Annotated in this window: 15 protein-coding genes; 2 read left to right on the top strand and 13 right to left on the bottom strand. The window is 68.1% G+C overall.

Annotated elements, in window-relative coordinates; all coding sequences use genetic code 11:
• Window positions 1–214: 214 nt before the first annotated feature.
• On the bottom strand, window positions 215–1609 hold the full coding sequence (locus E4J89_RS01980; protein ID WP_136784395.1) for an MFS transporter: 1395 nt from the start codon (window positions 1607–1609) through the stop codon (window positions 215–217).
• Between the two features lie 263 nt (window positions 1610–1872).
• Here E4J89_RS01980 and E4J89_RS01975 point away from each other — a divergent pair, with 263 nt between their 5' ends.
• Window positions 1873–2787 carry a LysR family transcriptional regulator gene (locus tag E4J89_RS01975; RefSeq protein WP_136784394.1) on the top strand — a complete coding sequence of 305 codons (915 nt, stop codon included), beginning with the start codon at window positions 1873–1875 and terminating at the stop codon, window positions 2785–2787.
• Between the two features lie 131 nt (window positions 2788–2918).
• Here E4J89_RS01975 and E4J89_RS01970 read toward each other — a convergent pair whose 3' ends face one another.
• From E4J89_RS01970 to E4J89_RS01955, 4 genes are all read right to left on the bottom strand, one after another.
• Entirely contained in the window at window positions 2919–4259 is a 1341-nt protein-coding gene (locus E4J89_RS01970; protein WP_205754366.1) for an FAD-dependent oxidoreductase, read from the bottom strand.
• Between the two features lie 47 nt (window positions 4260–4306).
• Window positions 4307–4633, bottom strand: a complete 327-nt coding sequence (locus tag E4J89_RS01965) for a 2Fe-2S iron-sulfur cluster-binding protein (protein ID WP_136784393.1) — start codon at window positions 4631–4633, stop codon at window positions 4307–4309.
• Window positions 4634–4951: 318 nt separating this feature from the next.
• The gene (locus E4J89_RS01960) at window positions 4952–5278 is read right to left on the bottom strand and encodes a 2Fe-2S iron-sulfur cluster-binding protein (protein WP_136784392.1); all 327 of its coding nucleotides are present in this window, start codon (window positions 5276–5278) and stop codon (window positions 4952–4954) included.
• A 64-nt stretch (window positions 5279–5342) separates the two neighbouring features.
• Window positions 5343–6536 (bottom strand): cytochrome P450, encoded by a 1194-nt coding sequence (locus E4J89_RS01955; protein WP_136784391.1) that lies wholly within the window; start codon window positions 6534–6536, stop codon window positions 5343–5345.
• A gap of 189 nt (window positions 6537–6725) precedes the next feature.
• Between E4J89_RS01955 and E4J89_RS01950 the strand changes: the two genes are divergently transcribed.
• A complete protein-coding gene (locus E4J89_RS01950; RefSeq protein WP_240691630.1) occupies window positions 6726–7646 on the top strand; it encodes a LysR substrate-binding domain-containing protein in 921 nt (306 codons plus the stop codon).
• Here the strand turns inward: E4J89_RS01950 and E4J89_RS01945 are convergent.
• From E4J89_RS01945 to E4J89_RS01910, 8 genes are read right to left on the bottom strand one after another with little or no spacing between them, the layout of a single operon-like run.
• Window positions 7564–8739, bottom strand: coding sequence for an XdhC/CoxI family protein (locus E4J89_RS01945; protein ID WP_136784390.1), 1176 nt, complete (start codon window positions 8737–8739; stop codon window positions 7564–7566). The genes E4J89_RS01950 and E4J89_RS01945 overlap by 83 nt on opposite strands.
• A gap of 2 nt (window positions 8740–8741) precedes the next feature.
• Window positions 8742–9698, bottom strand: coding sequence for an SRPBCC family protein (locus E4J89_RS19520; RefSeq protein WP_205754365.1), 957 nt, complete (start codon window positions 9696–9698; stop codon window positions 8742–8744).
• Window positions 9698–10978: a VWA domain-containing protein gene (locus tag E4J89_RS01935; protein ID WP_136784389.1), complete on the bottom strand. Its 1281-nt coding sequence runs from the start codon at window positions 10976–10978 to the stop codon at window positions 9698–9700. The genes E4J89_RS19520 and E4J89_RS01935 overlap by 1 nt, the downstream gene beginning before the upstream one ends.
• Window positions 10971–11903 (bottom strand): MoxR family ATPase, encoded by a 933-nt coding sequence (locus E4J89_RS01930; protein ID WP_136784388.1) that lies wholly within the window; start codon window positions 11901–11903, stop codon window positions 10971–10973. The genes E4J89_RS01935 and E4J89_RS01930 overlap by 8 nt, the downstream gene beginning before the upstream one ends.
• The gene (locus tag E4J89_RS01925) at window positions 11900–12508 is read right to left on the bottom strand and encodes a nucleotidyltransferase family protein (RefSeq protein ID WP_136784387.1); all 609 of its coding nucleotides are present in this window, start codon (window positions 12506–12508) and stop codon (window positions 11900–11902) included. Before E4J89_RS01925 ends, E4J89_RS01930 begins: the two co-directional genes overlap by 4 nt.
• Entirely contained in the window at window positions 12492–13535 is a 1044-nt protein-coding gene (locus E4J89_RS01920; protein ID WP_136784386.1) for an XdhC family protein, read from the bottom strand. Before E4J89_RS01920 ends, E4J89_RS01925 begins: the two co-directional genes overlap by 17 nt.
• A 1-nt stretch (window position 13536) precedes the next feature.
• On the bottom strand, window positions 13537–15960 hold the full coding sequence (locus E4J89_RS01915; RefSeq protein WP_205754364.1) for an aerobic carbon-monoxide dehydrogenase large subunit: 2424 nt from the start codon (window positions 15958–15960) through the stop codon (window positions 13537–13539).
• Window positions 15957–16475, bottom strand: coding sequence for a (2Fe-2S)-binding protein (locus E4J89_RS01910; RefSeq protein ID WP_136784385.1), 519 nt, complete (start codon window positions 16473–16475; stop codon window positions 15957–15959). The genes E4J89_RS01915 and E4J89_RS01910 overlap by 4 nt, the downstream gene beginning before the upstream one ends.
• Between the last annotated feature and the right edge of the window lie 2 nt (window positions 16476–16477).

The raw sequence follows: 16477 nt of genomic DNA, 5'->3' as shown, positions 1-16477 counted from the left end.
GCTGCCCGAGTGCCCGAGCGGGAGACAGGCGACGAAACTGAGTTCCGGCAGCGGCTGGAGGTCTTCACAGAGACGCGGTCGCCAACAGGCGCGCACGAAAGAGCGGACCGCAGGCAGGACCGCAGAGCGGAAAAGGCGGGTGCCCTGCCGGAATCGCTTCCGGCAGGGCACCCGCCTGATGGTCAGCAGCGCTGGATCCGCGCAGCCCGTGTGTTCAGACGCCCACCTTGACGGCGTCGTCGGTGGAGACGCCGCGGCGCTTGTCGAAGATGGTGGCGCCAACTTCCTGCTCAGCCTGGTTCTTGATCGACAGGTCGATCCCCGGGCGGTCACGCAGGATCAGCACGGCGATGATGGAGATGACGGTCATGCCGAAGAGGTACATGGAGACCGAGCTGCTGGCCCCGGTGGCGTTGATCAAGGCCTGGGCGATGGTCGGGGCGAACGCGCCGCCGAGAACCGCGCCGAGGGCGTAGGCAATCGAGACGCCGGAGTAGCGCACCGAGGCCGGGAAGATCTCGCTGTACCAGGCCGCCTGCGGGCCGTAGCCCAGGCCCAGTCCAACGCTGAACAGGCCGACGGCAAGGTAAAGCATGCCCAGCGAACCGGTGTCAATGAGCCAGAACAGCGGGAAGACGGTCAGCAGCTGGGCGCTGAAGCCGATCAGGTACGTACGCTTGCGGCCGATCTTGTCAGCCAGGATCCCGGCGAGGGCAGTAAAGATGAACCACATGGCCGAGGCGAACGTGATGGCCAGCAGCACGTCGGTGCGCTCCATGCCGATGGCGTCGGACGTGGCGTAGCTGGGGATAAAGCCGCCGGTGGCCATGTAGCCGGCGGCGTTGTTGCCGGCGAAGACGAGAGCGGCCAGGATGACCAGCAGCCAGTGCTTGCGGAACAGCTCGACGACGGGGACCTTCTGCTGCTGCTTCTTGTCGGCAATCTCCTGGAAGACCGGCGACTCGTCCACGGCCCGGCGGACCAAGTAGCCGACCGCGATCAGCACGATGCTGAGCAAGAACGGGATCCGCCAGCCCCATTCCAGGAAGGCTTCGCCGGGGGAGATGACGCCAGTCATCAGTGTCATCACGCCGGAGGCCAGCAGCATGCCCAGCGGGACACCCAGCTGCGGGAACGAGCCGGCGCGTCCGCGGCGGTCGCGCGGAGCGTGCTCCACGGCCATCAGTACAGCGCCGCCCCATTCGCCGCCGGCGGAAATGCCCTGCAGGATACGCAGCAGCAGCAGCATGATCGGCGCGAGGACACCCACGGTCTCATAGGTCGGCAGCACGCCGATCAACGTGGTCGAAATGCCCATCAGGATCAGGGTGATCACCAGCATGGCGCGGCGGCCGAGCTTGTCGCCGTAATGGCCGGCCAGGAAGGCGCCCAGCGGCCGGAACAGGAAGCTGATGCCGACGGATGCGAACGCGAGCAGGAGGCCGATGGACTCACCGGCGGGCTCGAAGAACAGGTGCGCGAAGACCAGTCCCGCCGCCGTGGCGTAGATGAAGAAGTCGTACCACTCGATGGTGGTGCCGATGATCGTGGCAAACGCGACGCGACGCTGGTTGGCGCCGGTCGAATGCCCTGAAACTGCTGTACTCATGGTTTCCTTCAGGAACGGTTACGTCGAGGAGTTCGGCGTGGTGTTGGTGGGGCGAAGGGGATTAAACGACGACGGCGGTAGCAGTCGGCGCCGATGGATTCCGTGGCCGGAACCGGAGTGAAGCTCGCGGTTGCGACGGCATAGACAGGATCCGCCATCTGTGACGGACGCAACTATTGAACTTGTCACTTATTGTGACACGTCTTACTTCCCCCGGTAAACTTCAGAAAACCGGTGAACATCTTTGATTGGACTGAAGAACCATGGCGGACTTCACGCTGCGGCAACTGGAGCTCTTTGCGGCCCTGCCCGATCATTCGACGCTGGGCTCTGCGGCAGCGAGCCTGCGCATCTCCGAATCCGCGTTGTCCCAGGCCATCACGGCGCTGGAGCGGGCCGCCGGAGAACAGCTGTGTGTGCGACGGAAAGCGCGCGGCCTGCAGTTGACCCCCTCCGGGCAGTTCTTTGCCCAGCGTGCGCGCCAGCTGTTGCGCGACGCCGGCGCCCTCATCAACGATCTGTCCGGCGCCGCCGGCGAGCTCAAGGGCCCAGTACGGTTGGGCTGCTTCGCGAGCTTTGCCAGCACGGTCCTGCCCTCGGTGCTCGACCAGTTGCCGGAACAATACCCGGGCATCAGCGTGGACGTCACCGTCGGTTCACATGACGAGTTGCTCCCTGCGCTGGATGCCGGCCAGCTGGATTTGGCCATGGTCTACGACATGGAGCTCCCCGCCGGTTATCACCAGCGCACGATTTACCAGACTGAACTTCAGGCGGTGCTGCCGCCGGAGCACCCGCTGGCCGCGCAGCCCACCGTGGATCTGGCAGATCTGGCCGAAGAACCGCTGATCATGTATGAATCGAGCCCCAGCACCGCCAACACCTACCGGGTCTTCGCCGACCGCGGTCTCCGTCCCCGGATCGTTTCGTCGATGCCGCAAGTGGTGCTGGTCCAGGCGCTGGTCGGCCGGGGATTAGGCTACGCGCTTTTGATGTCTCGGCCGGAGGCTCCGGCCGTGACCGTAGAAGGCAGGAGTGTGGCGGTCCGTCCGCTGTCCCCTCCGGTATCCCGAACCACGATGTGCGCCATCTGGCCCGAGACCATGGTGCTCAGCCCGCGAGCCGAGGCCGTGCTGGGCCATGCGGTCAGGGCGCTCAGCGGTAGCACCATCAGGTAAAGCACGCCCGCGCAGTAATCCGGCGGCAGCGCTTAGCTGCCGGGGCCTAGCGGCCACGGTGGCCGAGGCAGCAGCGACTGCGAGAGCCGGAATGATGATGGCGGCTAGACCGAGACGCTCCAGCGGCGGCGTTAGACGGTGGCGGGTTGTTGTTTGGAGTAGGCCTTGAGATCGAAGTCCGGGTCGGCGGCTTGTTCCGGGGTGAGGGGGAGGCCGGCGGCGAGGAGGCGGCGGGCGGCCATGTGGTCGGCGGGTTGGTTGACGGACTCGACGGCCGTCAGGGTTCCGTTGCGGAAGCAGAAGACGGAGAACTTCTCCTCGGCCGGGTTGCCGCGGAGCACGGTCTGGTCGCCGGGGGCCACCAGGCCGGCGATCTGCAGGCGCAAGGGTCCTTGGTTGGACCAGAACCAAGGCAGGTCGGCGTAGCCCCCAAGCTCGGCGCCGGTGCCGCCCGCGGGCTCACTGCCGGGCATGCTTCCGGACTCGACGCCGGTGCCGCTACCAGGCTCTTTTCCAGGCCGACTGGCAAGGATAGCTGCGGCGGCGTGACGGGCCTGGTCGGTGGCGTTCTGCACGGATTCGAGCCGGGTGCGGGTGCCGGCGTGGGTGTTGGGGAAGGACGCGCAGTCGCCGAGGGCGTAGATGTTCGGGTCGCTGGTGCGCAGGCTGCCGTCCACCACGATGCCGTTGTCCACGTCCAGGCCGGCGGCGGCGGCGAGTTCGGTGCGCGGGGTGACGCCGACGCCAACCAGGACCAGGTCCGTGGGGTAGCGGTGCCCGGTAGTGGACACCGCGGCGGTGACGTGCCCGTTGTCGCCGTCGAACGAGGCGATGCCTTCGCCCAGCCGCAGGGTCACGCCGAGACGCCCGTGGGCGTCGGCGAAGAAACCGCTCATCACCGGGGTCAGGGCGCGGCCCATCGGCCGGTCGGCGTATTCCAGGACGGTGACGTCCAGGCCGCGGGCGCGGGCGGCGGCGGCGAATTCCAGGCCGATGAAGCCGGCACCGATCACGACGACGGAGCGGACCGTGTCGAGGCGGGCGTGCAGGGCTTGGGCATCGGTGAGGGTGCGCAGGCCGTGGATTCCGGCCAGGTCGGCGCCGGGCACGGCGAGTTCGCGGTTGGCGGCGCCGGTGGCCAGTACCAGGGTGGAATAGGCCAAGGTGGTGCCGTCGTCGAGGGTGGCGGTCCGGGCGGTGCGGTCGATCGAGGTGACGCGCACGCCGAGGCGGGCATCGACGTCGTGGGTGGTGAAGAACTTTTCCGGGCGCAGTGGCAGCGGGACCGGGTCCTTGCCCGCGGCAAGGTAGTCCTTGGACAACGGCGGGCGCTGGTACGGGTGGTGGGTTTCCTCACCGATCAGGGTGATGGCGCCGGTGTAGCCTTCCTTGCGCAGCGAATCCACCAGCTGGATGCCGGCCTGGCCGTTGCCAACAACAACCACGTTGTCAGGAGTAGTTATCGCGTTCATGGAGGGCCTTTCGGTAAGGGGGTGGGAGCCAGGCCGCGGTGGCCGGATCAGTCCTGTTCGTCGGGAATGTCGACTTCGATGGTGTTGAAGTGGTCTCCGGCCGTGAGCTGGCAGCCGAGGCGGCTGCGTGCCGGGTTGCGGGGAGAGACGGTGGTTTCAAGCATTTCTTCTTCGGCGCCACTGATGGCGGGCAGTCCGTCAAGGTATTCGTCGCGGACGTAGACGTGGCAGGTGGCGCAGATGGCCTGGCCGCCGCATTCACCGATGATGCCGTCTACACCGTGGATCACCGCAGCCATCATGACCGTCATGCCGGGCTCGGCGTCGAGGCTGTCGACGTTCCCTTTGGCGTGGTGGTAGGTGATATTCGCCAAGATTCTTCTCCTTTTGGGCTGAACCTTGATCGTAGGTGCTGTACGGCTGGCTGGCTGGCGGTAGCTGCGGCGGCTTTGGTCAGCTTAGGTTGCGGCTCGCTCACGATGGTCGGAACGCGCTGGGCCGCGCCACCCCTGGGCCGCGCCGGCTGCGATGCGCCGCGGCGGCCGCCCTGCCCCCGGCGCGGTGCCGGGTCGGCAGCGCCGCACGACCCGGCAGCGCACTGTCCTGGGTCCGCCGGTTCCGCAGAGCCGCACGACCCGGCAGCGCCCTGTTCCGGGCCGCACTGTCCCCGAACCGCCGGGTCCGCGCCCAGCCTAGATCTGGTCGTCGGGGACGTCCACTTCGATCTGCTCCAGTCCATCGCCCACCGTGATCTGGCAGCCGAGCCGGCTGCGGGTCTCGTCGCGGGGGCCAGCGGTGCACTCGAGCATCTCTTCCTCGTCGTCGCCGATGTCCGGCAGGCCGTCGAGGTACTCGGGCCGGACGTAGACGTGGCAGGTGGCGCACATGGCCTGGCCGCCGCATTCGCCGACGATGCCGTCCACGCCGTTGGTGACCGCGGCCCGCATCAGTGACGTGCCGGGGTCCACGTCCAGGACGTCAACGTTGCCGTCGGAGTGGTGGAAGCTGATCTTTGCCATGGGGGAGTCTTTCCTTGCTGTGGAGGTGGTGGTGGAGAGTTGGGATGACTAAGTACTGAGGGGTTTAGCCCCAGAGCACCGGCATTTTGGTCATACCGCGGAAGACCCAACCGGCGTCTACCGGAGTGTTGTCCGGGTCCAGGCGGAGGTTCGGCAGTTCGCGGAAGACCTGCGGCATGGCGATCTGCGCCACCGAGGCCCGGGCCACCCAGGCGCCGGCGCAGAAGTGGTTGCCGCCGCCGAAGGCCAGGTGTGGCTTCTTCTCCCGGTTGATGTTGAACGACTCGGGGTCTTCGAAGACCGCCGGATCGCGGTTGGCAGCGCCCACGACGATGCCGAGCCGGGCGCCGGCCGGCAACTGCACGCCTTCCAGCACGGTGTCGGCGGTGGTCTCCCGCGGGTACATGCCGATCGGGGCCACCCAGCGGACGGATTCTTCGAACGCCCGCGCGTACAGTGTCTCGTCGGCCAGCACCTGGGCCAGCTGGTCCGGGTTGTCCAGCAGGGCCCACACCGTGGTGCCCAGGACGTCGCGCGGTTCGTTCAGCCCTCCGCCGATGGTCATTTTCATGTTCGCCCGGATGGCTTCGAGCGGGATCGGCATCGACGTCATGCCGGAGAGCAGGCTGGCATCAGGGTTCTTGCGCAGGTAGGGCAGGATCTCGTCGATCGCGTCGTCGACTTCGTTGTAGGACTGTTCGGACTTGGCCCAGACCTCGGGATCGTCGGCGTAGTTGCCGGTGCCGTCAATCATGGTCTGCGACCAGCGCTGCATGTCTTCCTGGCTGGCGTTGTGGAAGCCCATGATCAGGCGCAGGTTTTCCGCGGCGTAGGGGGCGGCGTAGTCCCAGATGAAGTCGGAGCCCGGCCCGGCGGCCTTCAACTGCGCCAGGTACTTGTCGCTGTTGGCCTGGAAAATGGCGTTCCAGTGTTCCTTGATGGCCTTGGGCCGCAGCACGTTGCCGTAGGACTTCCGGTCGACGTCGTGTTCCGGGTCGTCCTTGCGCAGCATCGAGTGTCCCATGGCCCGCTTCATCAGCGAGTTGGTCTCGTCGGCGGAAAAGCGCTCCTGGTCCTGTTCGATCACGTGGCAGGCCTGATAGCTGGTGACCATGTACCGGTTGACGGCGGGCACCCAGTGCACCGGGGACTCGGCGCGCAACTTCTGGTAGATCGGGTACGGGTTCCGGTACAGGTCCGGGATGGTGACCCAATCCGCGGTGGGAACCGGGCGGGCGTCGGTAGCGGCGGCGGTCATGCTCAGGTCTCCTGATGTGTGGCGACCGGGACATATGCCCCGGTGGCTGTTCGGCTTACCCCTCGCCGTCGGCGTGAGGTGTGTCTCGAATGAGTGTGACAGCAGACATATCCGCCGGTAAAGTTCATATTTTGTGGAAATATCCACTGAAAAGGCGTGGTTTCTCGCTTGGCACGGCTGGAGGTTTGAGTGGTCCGCTATACGTTGCGGCAGCTGGCGTACTTCGTCGCGGTAGCGGAGAACGGAACTATTGCCGCCGCCGCTGATGAACTGCGTGTTTCGCAGACCGCGGTGGCCGCCGCCGTGAAAGAGCTGGAACGGATTTTCGGCACGCAGTTGACGGTCCGCCGCAAGGCACACGGAGTGACCCTTACCCCGGCGGGCCGGCAGTTGCATGCCCGGGCGGCGGCTTTCCTGCGCGAGGCGGAGGAACTGGAGCTCAGCACCAGCAGCGGTGGGGGAGAGCTGGCGGGGCCGCTGGTGGTGGGCTGTTACCTGACCCTGGCGCCGACCATCCTGCCCGGGCTGCTCGAGTTCTTTGCCGCCGAGCACCCGAAAGTGCAGTTGGATTTCGTCGAAGGTACCCAGGACGCCGTTCAGGACAAGCTGGTCGCCGGTGAACTGGACTTGGCCATTGTGTATGACATGGACCTGCGGCCCGGGCTGGAGTCGGTGCAGCTGGACGCCATGCAGGCCTATGCGCTGTTGCCGGCGGGCCACCGGTTGGCCAGCCGGGAAGCGGTGGCGCTGGCCGAACTGGCGGAGGAACCGATGATCCTGCTGGATGCCCCGCCCAGCAGCCACCACACCATGTCCGTGTTCCGCGACGCGTCGGTCGTGCCCAAGATCCGCTACCGCACCACGGACTTCGAACTGACCCGTTCGCTGGTAGGGCGCGGCATCGGCTACTCCGTGCTGGTGCAGCGGCCGGCCGGGGACGCCACGTACGAGGGCCGGCCGTTCACCGCCTTGCCGATCGAACCCGCGGTCCGCCCGGTGGACGTGAAGATCGTCTGGCCGGAAGGGATCAGGCTGACCGACCGGGCTGCAGAGATGGTCCGGTTTGCGGTTGAGGCTCATGCGCCTCGTCATGGTGGATCCGGTCGCTGAGTTCGCCCAGCGGCTGACCGCCGCCGCCCCATTGACTGGCGATGATCTCGGCCGCGATGGACACCGCGGTTTCCTCCGGAGTTCGCGCCCCGAGGTCCAGCCCCACGGGGCTGTGCAACCGGGACAGCTCCTCGCTGCTCAGGCCTGCTTCGCGCAGCCGCTGCAGGCGGTCGTCGTGGGTGCGCCGTGAACCCATTGCCCCCACGTACGCGGTCTTGCTCCCGCGCAGCGCCACTTCCAGCAGCGGGACGTCGAACTTCGGGTCGTGGGTCAGCACGCAGATGACCGTCCGCTCATCCAGCAGGTCCTGCTGGAGTTGCTCGGTCAGGTACTGGTGCGGCCACTGCACCACCACCTCGTCCGCTTCCGGAAAACGCGCTCGGGTGGCGAAGACCGGCCGGGCATCACAGACAGTGACCTGATACCCCAGGAAACTTCCCATCCGTGCCAGGGCGGCAGCGAAGTCGATGGCGCCAAAGACCAGCATCCGGGGCCGGGGCGCGAAGCTGCCGAAGAAGATCCGCATCCCCTCGCCGCGCCGGTGCCCGTCGGGCCCATAGGTCAGCGTGGAATTCCGTCCGGCGGCCAGCAAACCCAAAGTGTCGTCCGCGACGGCGTGGTTGACGCGCTCGGTTCCCAAGTCGCCGTCGAAGCCATCCGGCCGGACCACCAAATGCCGCCCCAGCCACTGCGGATCCGGGTGCTCAATCACCGTGGCGATGCCCACCGGGCGGGAGGCGGCGATGTCGGCGGCGACCTCATCGAGTCCCGGAAAGGTCCCGCGGGAGAGCGGCTCCACGAAGACGTCCAGGATGCCGCCGCAGGTCAGTCCCACCGAGAACGCCTCGTCGTCGCTAATGCCATAGCGCACCAGCGTAGGCTGGCCGCTGGCGGTCACCTCGGTGGCCAGTTCGTAGACCGCGCCTTCCACACAGCCTCCCGACACTGAGCCGATGGCTTCCCCGGCGGCGGTGACCGCCATCGACGCGCCCGCCGGCCGGGGTGCTGACTTGAAGGTCCGCACCACGGTGGCCAGGCCGGCCGTTTCCCCTGCATGCCAGCCGGGCAGCAACCCAGCCAAAACGTCGCGCACGGCTACACGCCTCCGGATCGCAGTATGGCCACGGCTTGCCGTCGTCCGGACCGGCGCCCGGCCAGGTGTGCCACCGCGGCGGCGACTACGACCAGGCCCAGCACCTTGCCCGGACTGCGCAATTGGTCGGCGAGCACTTGCTTGGCCAGGGCGAGGCCGTCCATACTGCTGCCGCCCTGCTGTCCCGCTCGCGCCGCAGCAGGGGCGGGGGAGGAGGACGACGGCGGTGCGCCCGGCGCCGTCCCGGCCGCGGACCCGGGCTTTGGCTGAGCAGCGGACGACGACGCCGAGCGCGAAGGCCTGCCGGCCGACGTGGCCGCCGATGAAGGTGCCGCAGATGCCGACCCGGCGGATGACGCCGCGGCCGACGAAGCTGCGGTCGGCGAAGACGCGGTCGAAGGTGCATCGGTTGAAGGTGCGGTGGATGAAGGCCCGGCAGATCCCGCTGCGGTTGACCCCGCGGCTGCAGAAGCGGGCGTTGCCTCGGCACTGTTGCCGGCCGCGTTGGTTTCCGGCGCCGAGATCATCTCCTGCAGGTTCTTGGTGAACACGGCCAGCATCTGGTCGGTGACGCTGCCGATCACGCTCTTGCCCATGGCCGCCGCCTTGCCGGACAGGGTCAGGTCGGCGTTGACGCTGCCCTCGGTGGCAGCTCCGGATTCGGACAACTGCATGGTCACCGTTGCCTCTGCGGCACCCTGTCCCCGTGTTTCGCGCGCCTTCCCCTGCAGCTGCGCCCGCCGGCCCGCGGCGTCGCGCTCGATCACGTACAACGTGCCTTTGTACTGCATGGTGACCGGCCCCAGTTTCACCTTCATGCCGACCTGGTACTCGTCGTCGGAGGTCTTTTCCAGGATCTGCGCTCCGGGAATGCACCCGGCCACCCGGTCGAAGTCCATCAGGGTGTCCCAGACCGTCCCTATCGGTGCGGTGACGGAAAACGTGCGTTCAAGCTGCATTACCGTGTCCTTTGCCTGGTGAACTGGTTGGTCCGCAGTCCGGAGCCCGGGCTGCGGTCGGAGCGGATGGCCGCAGCTACCTCCGCCAACGCGGAGTAGCTGTGGCCGCTGACAAACGCATCGCAGTATGGCAGGGCGGCCGCCATGCCGCCGGCCAGCGGTTGGTAGCCTACGGCCACCTTACGGGGATTGATCCAGATGATCCGATACGCCAGCCGCCGCAGGCGTTCCATCTGCGCCGCGACCTGGGCGGGATCGTCCTGCGCCCAGCCGTCCGAAATGACCACCACCACGGCGCCGCGGGCCATGCCTTGGCGGCCGTAGTCGTCGATGAACCGGTGCAGGCTTTCGGCAAGGCGCGTGCCGCCGGCCCAGTCCCGCACCTCGGCGGCGGCGCGGGCCAGCGCGGTGTCCGGATCGCGGACGGCCAACTGCCGGGTGATCCGGGTCAGGCGGGTGGAAAAGACGAAGGCTTCCGCCCGGGCCCCGGCAGCCGCGCCCTGCAGCAGCGAGAGGAAGACCCGGGTGTAGGACTCCATCGACCCGGAGACATCGCACAGCAGCACCAACCGGCGTGGCTTTGGCCGCCGTTGGGCAAAGACCAGCCGGGCAGCATCAGGGCCGTTGCGGCGCGCGGTCCGGGCGGTGCGGCGGATATCCAGCCGGGAGCTGCTGCGGGCCGATCGGCGGGTCCGCCGGCTGTCCCGCACCGGGGTGGAGAGCACAATGCGGCGGACCAGATTCCGCACGACGGCGGTCTCCTCCTCGGTCAGTCCCGCAAACGACGTGTGGTGCAGCCGCTCCTGGCCCGAAGCCATCAACAGCACCGATTCGCGTGGCGGACCCTCGCCGGAGCCGACGCCGTCCCGGCCCGGGAACATGCCCGGCGGCAGGGCCGTTTCCGGCACCGGGCGGTGGTCGGACGGGCTGCTGGCTCCGGTCGGCCGCTCGGTGGCGCCTTGGCCGGACCACGGCGGGTGGTGCGGATCGCCGCGGTGTTCAGCCGGATCCGGGACAAGGCCGGTGGCAGTACCGAAGACCGCCGCGAACACGGCGTCGAATACCGGCAGCTGCTCGCGGTCGGACACCAGCACCACGCGGCAGGCCCAGTACAACGTGGTCCGGTCCGCCGGCGGCAGCAGAGGCAGGGCTTCGGCCAGCCGCCCCGCGCGGTCCGGCGAGGTGGGCACCCCGTTACGGCGCAATGCCGTCGTGAGGCTGGCACAAAATGCCGCCGTATCAGCGGGCGGCACGGCGCCGTCCAAGCCGCGCTCAGTCATGGCTGCCAACCAGCCACGCGCCGCCTCGGGCGGCGATGAGTTCAAGGTCGTCCCGGTTCTTGAGCACGGAGCCCCAGGTCCGTTCGGCGCTCGCCGCATCCAGCCGGTCCGCGCCCAGCAGGCTGAGCGCGGACACCCAGTCGATGGCCTCGGCGATGCCCGGGGGTTTGACCATGTCCACCGTCCGCAGCCGGGCGATGGCGGCTGCCGCCTGCAGCGCGATGGATTCGGTGCTGGACGGGACCCGGCGCCGCACGATCTCGGCGATCTTCTCCGGGGCCGGATAGTCGATCCAGTGGTAAAGGCAGCGGCGGGTGAGCGCATCGTGCAGGTCGCGGGTCCGGTTGGAGGTGAGGACGATGATGGGCGGATGCACGGCCCGGATGGTTCCCAGCTCGGGCACGCTGACGGCCGCTTCGGCGAGCAGTTCAAAGGTGAAGGCTTCGAACTCGGCGTCCGCCCGGTCGATCTCGTCCAGCAGCAGCACGGCCGGCCGCGGACCGGGGTGCTCGATGGCCTGCAGCAACGGCCGGCGCAGCAGATATTTCTCGGCGAAAAGGTCGGTTTCGGCGAGGTCGGTGTGGTGGACCTCGGCCAGCCGGATGCCCAGCAGTTGGCGCTGGTGGTTCCACTCGTAGAGGGCTTCGCCGGCGTCGATGCCTTCGTAGCACTGCAGCCGGTACAGCGGAGTGTCCAGCACCTGGGCCAACGCCTTGGCGGCTTCGGTTTTGCCCACTCCGGCTTCGCCTTCGAGCAGGATCGGCTGCGGGAGCCGTAGGGCCAGGAACAAGGCGGTGGCCAGGCCCGCATCCGCGACGTAGTCGACCGCGTCCAGTGCGGCAATCAGCGATTCCACGTCAGGAATGCGTTCCCGAAGCTCCGCCCGACCGCCGTCCTGCGCGTCGGTCCGCGCCGCCGAGGTCATGGCGTGCTCCGCAGCTCGGCCAAGACCTGGCGGTAGTCGTCCTCGGTGTCCACGTCGCGCGGGACCGGGCCCGGCACGGCGACCTCGGTCACGTCGGCGGCGCGCTGCTCCAGCAGCTTCCACACCGCCTTGTCGCCGTGCAACTGGGCCAGCAGTGGGAACAGCGAGCGGTGGAACGCGAACGGGTGGCCCACGCCGTCGTCGTAATGGCACACCGCCAGCGGCGCGTCGCCCCGTGCAGCGAGCAGCGTGTGCACCGTTGCCGGTGTCACTCCCGGCTGGTCGCCGAGCAACAGCACCACCGCTTCGGTCCGCGGGTGCAGCGCCGGAATGGCCGCCGCAATGGAGGACGAGCAGCCGTCGGCATACGCAGGGTTGTCCACCACGTCGCAGCCGCTGGTGTTCACGGACCGGCACACCGCCTCGGCGGCCCCGCCCAACGCCAGGACGATTTGGTCAAACCCGGATGCGCGGGCGGTGCCGAGCACTGCATCAAGCAGCACACCGTTGCCGTAGGGCAGCAGCTGCTTGGGCCTGCCGAGCCTGCGGGATCCTCCGGCGGCGAGCACCAGGGCGGCGGTCCGGCGTTCAGGAGGCGACGGCATAATGCTCCGGATCCTTGAGGAACGCGGACCGGCAGCCGGCGGAGCAGAAGTAGATGGTCCTTCCGGCGTGTTCGGTGTGCAGCGTGGCATGTATGGCCGGAACCGTCATGCCGCAGACCGGATCCAGGGCAGTGGCGGGCTCAGCCGATCCGGCTTCAGCCGACGCCGACCCCGCTTCGTCCGACGCCGGTTCCTCGGCGGCTTCAGCGGCGCCCGGTTCGTGGCTTCCCGCTTCGGCCGACGCCGGTTCCTCGGCGGCTTCAGCGGCCCCAGCGCGAACCCCGCCTGCCGCCGGCGGAGCGGACGCCGCGGAGCGTTCAGAAACCAGCTCGGCCAGGATGGACAGCGCGGTTTCTTCCGGTGTGCGGGCGCCCAGCGCCAATCCTGCCGGGCAGTGCACCCGGGACCGCAGTTCCTCGTCCACGTCCAGCGAGGCGAGCACCTCATGGCCTCGGCGTCCGCTGGCCACCAGCGCCACGTAGGGGACGGAGGCCTGCAGCGCCGCGGTCAGGGCTGTTTCCTCCTCCCTGCCGTGCGAGGCGACGATGAGTGCGGCATCATCCGGCCGGGGTTCCGCCGCGCTGCCGGCCACCAGTTCGGGTTCGAACCCCAGCACCGACCCCAAGGCGGATAGCGCCTGGGCAATCGGGCCGGAACCCACCACCACTACGCGTGGGGCCGGCAGGTAGGGCTGCAGGAAGATTTCCACCGAGCCGCCGCTGAGGCACGGATTCGCCACGGTGACCGCACCCTCCTCCTGGTTGCGGACCGGCTCGCCCGGCATCACCCGCAGCAGCAGCGGTTCGCCGGAGGCCAAGGTCCGCAGCCCGTAGTCGCGCACCGAAGCTTCCACACAGTTCCCGCCGACGAACCCTTCGATCGCTCCACCGGCCAACACCAACGCGGTGTCGCCGGCGTGGGCGCTGGTCGGATGCTGGGCGCGGACCACGGTGGCGCGGACGTACGGTTCCCGCCGCCTGCTCAGTTCATCTGCCCTGGCGGCCAGGGCCAGCTCACGCGGCGGCATGTCACACCGGTGGCCTCGGCCGGCCCTGCATGGCCTCCCAGACGCGGGCGGGGGTGCACGGCATGTCCATATGCGTAATCCCGAACGGCGCCAGTGCATCGACCACGGCGTTGACGATGGCCGGCGGAGACCCTACCGTGGCGGATTCGCCGATGCCCTTCGCGCCGATGGGATGGTGCGGCGACGGCGTGACGGTGAAGCCGGTTTCCCAGTCCGGAACTTCCATCGCCGTCGGGATCAGGTAGTCCATGAAGGAGCCGCCCAAGCAGTTGCCGTCTTCGTCGAATTCGATGATCTCCATCAGCGCCATCCCGACGCCGTCGGTCAGGCCGCCGTGGATCTGGCCCTCAATGATCATCGGGTTGATCCGGGTGCCGCAGTCGTCCACCGCAATGAACCGGCGGACTTTCACGCGGCCGGTGCCGGGGTCGACGTCGACCACGCAGATGTAGGCGCCGAACGGGAACGTCAGGTTCGGCGGATCATAGGTGACCACGGCGTCCAGATTGCCGTCGATCCCTTCCGGCAGTGCGACCGTGCCGTGGGCGCCCAGGGCGATTTCCGCCATCGTCTTGCCGGCGCCCGGGTCGCCCTTCACGAACCAGCGGCCTTTCTCCCATTCCAGGTCCTCGGGACGGGTTTCGAGCATTGCGGCGGCGATGAACTTCGCCTTGTCCCGGACCTTGCGGGCCACCAGCGCCACCGCGCCGCCGCTCACCGGCGTGGAGCGGCTGCCGTAGGTGCCCAGGCCGAACGGCGTCTGGTCGGTGTCGCCGTGCACCACGTCGATGTCCTCCGGCGGGATGCCCAGCTCTTCGGCCACGATCTGCGCAAAGGTGGTCTCGTGCCCCTGCCCCTGCGATTGCACGGACAGCCGGACCACTGCCTTGCCGGTGGGGTGGACCCGCAGTTCGGCGCCGTCGGCCATGCCCAGGCCAACGATGTCGAAGTGCTTGCGCGGGCCGGCGCCGACGGTCTCGGTGAAGAAGGAGACTCCGATGCCCATCAGTTCGCCGCGCTCGCGCTTCTCGGCCTGCTCGCGGCGCAGGTCCTCGTAGCCGGCCATCTTCATGGACAGCCGCATCGCAGGTTCGTAGTTCCCCGAGTCGTACTCCCAGCCGGTCTTGTTGGCGTACGGGAACTGTTCCGGCCGGATGAAGTTCTTCAGCCGCAGTTCGGCCGGATCCATCTCCAGTTTCCGGGCCAGCACGTCCACCATGCGTTCCACCAGGTACACGGCCTCGGTGACCCGGAAGGAACAGGCGTAGGCCACGCCGCCCGGTGCCTTGTTCGTGTACACGCCGGTGACTTTGCAATGGGCCGCCTGCAGGTCGTAGCTGCCGGTGAAGATGCTGAAGAAGCCGGCCGGGTTCTTGGTGGGCTGGGCGGTGGCGTTGAACGCGCCGTGGTCGGCCAGCACATTGGTCCGCAGCGCCAGGATCTTGCCGTCCTTGGTGGCGGCGATTTCCCCGCGCATCAGGTAGTCCCGCGCGAAGGAGGTGGACATCAGGTTCTCCGACCGGTCCTCCACCCACTTGACCGGTTTGCCGGTGACGATGGACCCGACGACGGCGAGGACGTAGCCCGGGTAGATGCCCACCTTGTTTCCGAAGCCGCCGCCGATGTCCGGGGACACCACACGGATCTTGTGCTCGGGAATCCCGGCCACCATCGCATACAGGGTGCGGTGGGCGTGCGGCGCCTGCGTGGTCTCATACAGGGTCAGCGCGCCGTCGATCGGATCGAAATCCGCCACCGCGCCGCAGGTTTCCATCGGGGCCGGATGGACCCGCGGGTAGACCATATCCTGCGCGACGACGACGTCGGCCGCGGCGAACACGGCCTCGGTTTCGTCCGCATCACCCATCTCCCAATCGAAAATGTGGTTGTCGGTGCGGCCCTCGAGGTCGTCGCGGATGACGGGCGCATCGGCGTCGAGCGCTTTGCGCGCGTCGATGACCGGCGGCAGGATGTCATATTCGACGTCGATCAGTTCCAGCGCGTCGCGGGCCGCGTAGCGGTCTTCGGCGACCACGAACGCGACTTCCTGGCCTTGGAACCGGACCTTGTCCGTGACCAGCACGGCCTGCACGTCCGCGGACAGCGTCGGCGCCCACGCCAGGTTCAGGCCTTCCAGATCCTTGCCGGTAATGACGGCCTTGACCTTGGGGTGCGCCAGCGCTTCGGATGTGTCCATCGAGACCAGCCTGGCGTGCGCCACTGGGGCACGCAGGATCGCGCCGTGCAGCATGCCGGGCAGCACGATGTCGTCGACGTAGTGTCCCTTGCCGCGGATGAACCGCGGGTCTTCCTTCCGCTGGATCCGGCCGTATCCAATCGGGCGGTCCTTGTCTCCCGCGGCCGGATTGGACGGACGGGCGCTTTCTCCCTGTCCCGACGCCGGACGCTCCTGGGTGGTGGTCATGCTGTCACCTCTTCAGTGTCGCTCGGACCGGCAGCATCCGACGCGGCGGCGCCGCCGTTGGGGTGGTCCGCCGCCCAGTGGACCGAGCGGACGATCGTGGCGTAGCCGGTGCAGCGGCAGATCTGGCCGGAGATCGCTTGCCGGATCTCGCCGTCGTCCGGGTGCGGGTTCTTATCCAGCAGCGCCCGGGCGGTGAGCATCATCCCGGGGGTGCAGAATCCGCACTGCAGTCCGTGCTCCTCCATGAACCCTTGCTGGACCGGATCCAGTGCGCCGTTGCTGGCCAGTCCTTCGACGGTACGGATCTCGTGTCCGTCCGCCATTGCCGCCAGCACGGTGCAGGATTTCACCGGCTGCCCGTCCATCAACACCACGCAGGTGCCGCAGTTGCTGGTGTCGCAGCCCCAGTGGGTGCCGGTCAGGCCCAGTTCTTCGCGGATGAAATGGACCAGCAGCACGCGCGGTTCGATGTCGCGGGTCACTTCATTGCCGTTGACGCTCATGCTGATCTGCATGG

This window comes from Arthrobacter sp. CAU 1506 (assembly GCF_005047635.1).
Taxonomy (GTDB): domain Bacteria; phylum Actinomycetota; class Actinomycetes; order Actinomycetales; family Micrococcaceae; genus Crystallibacter.
Note: the sequence above shows the minus strand (reverse complement) of the source record. Positions and strands in the feature narration are given on the sequence as shown.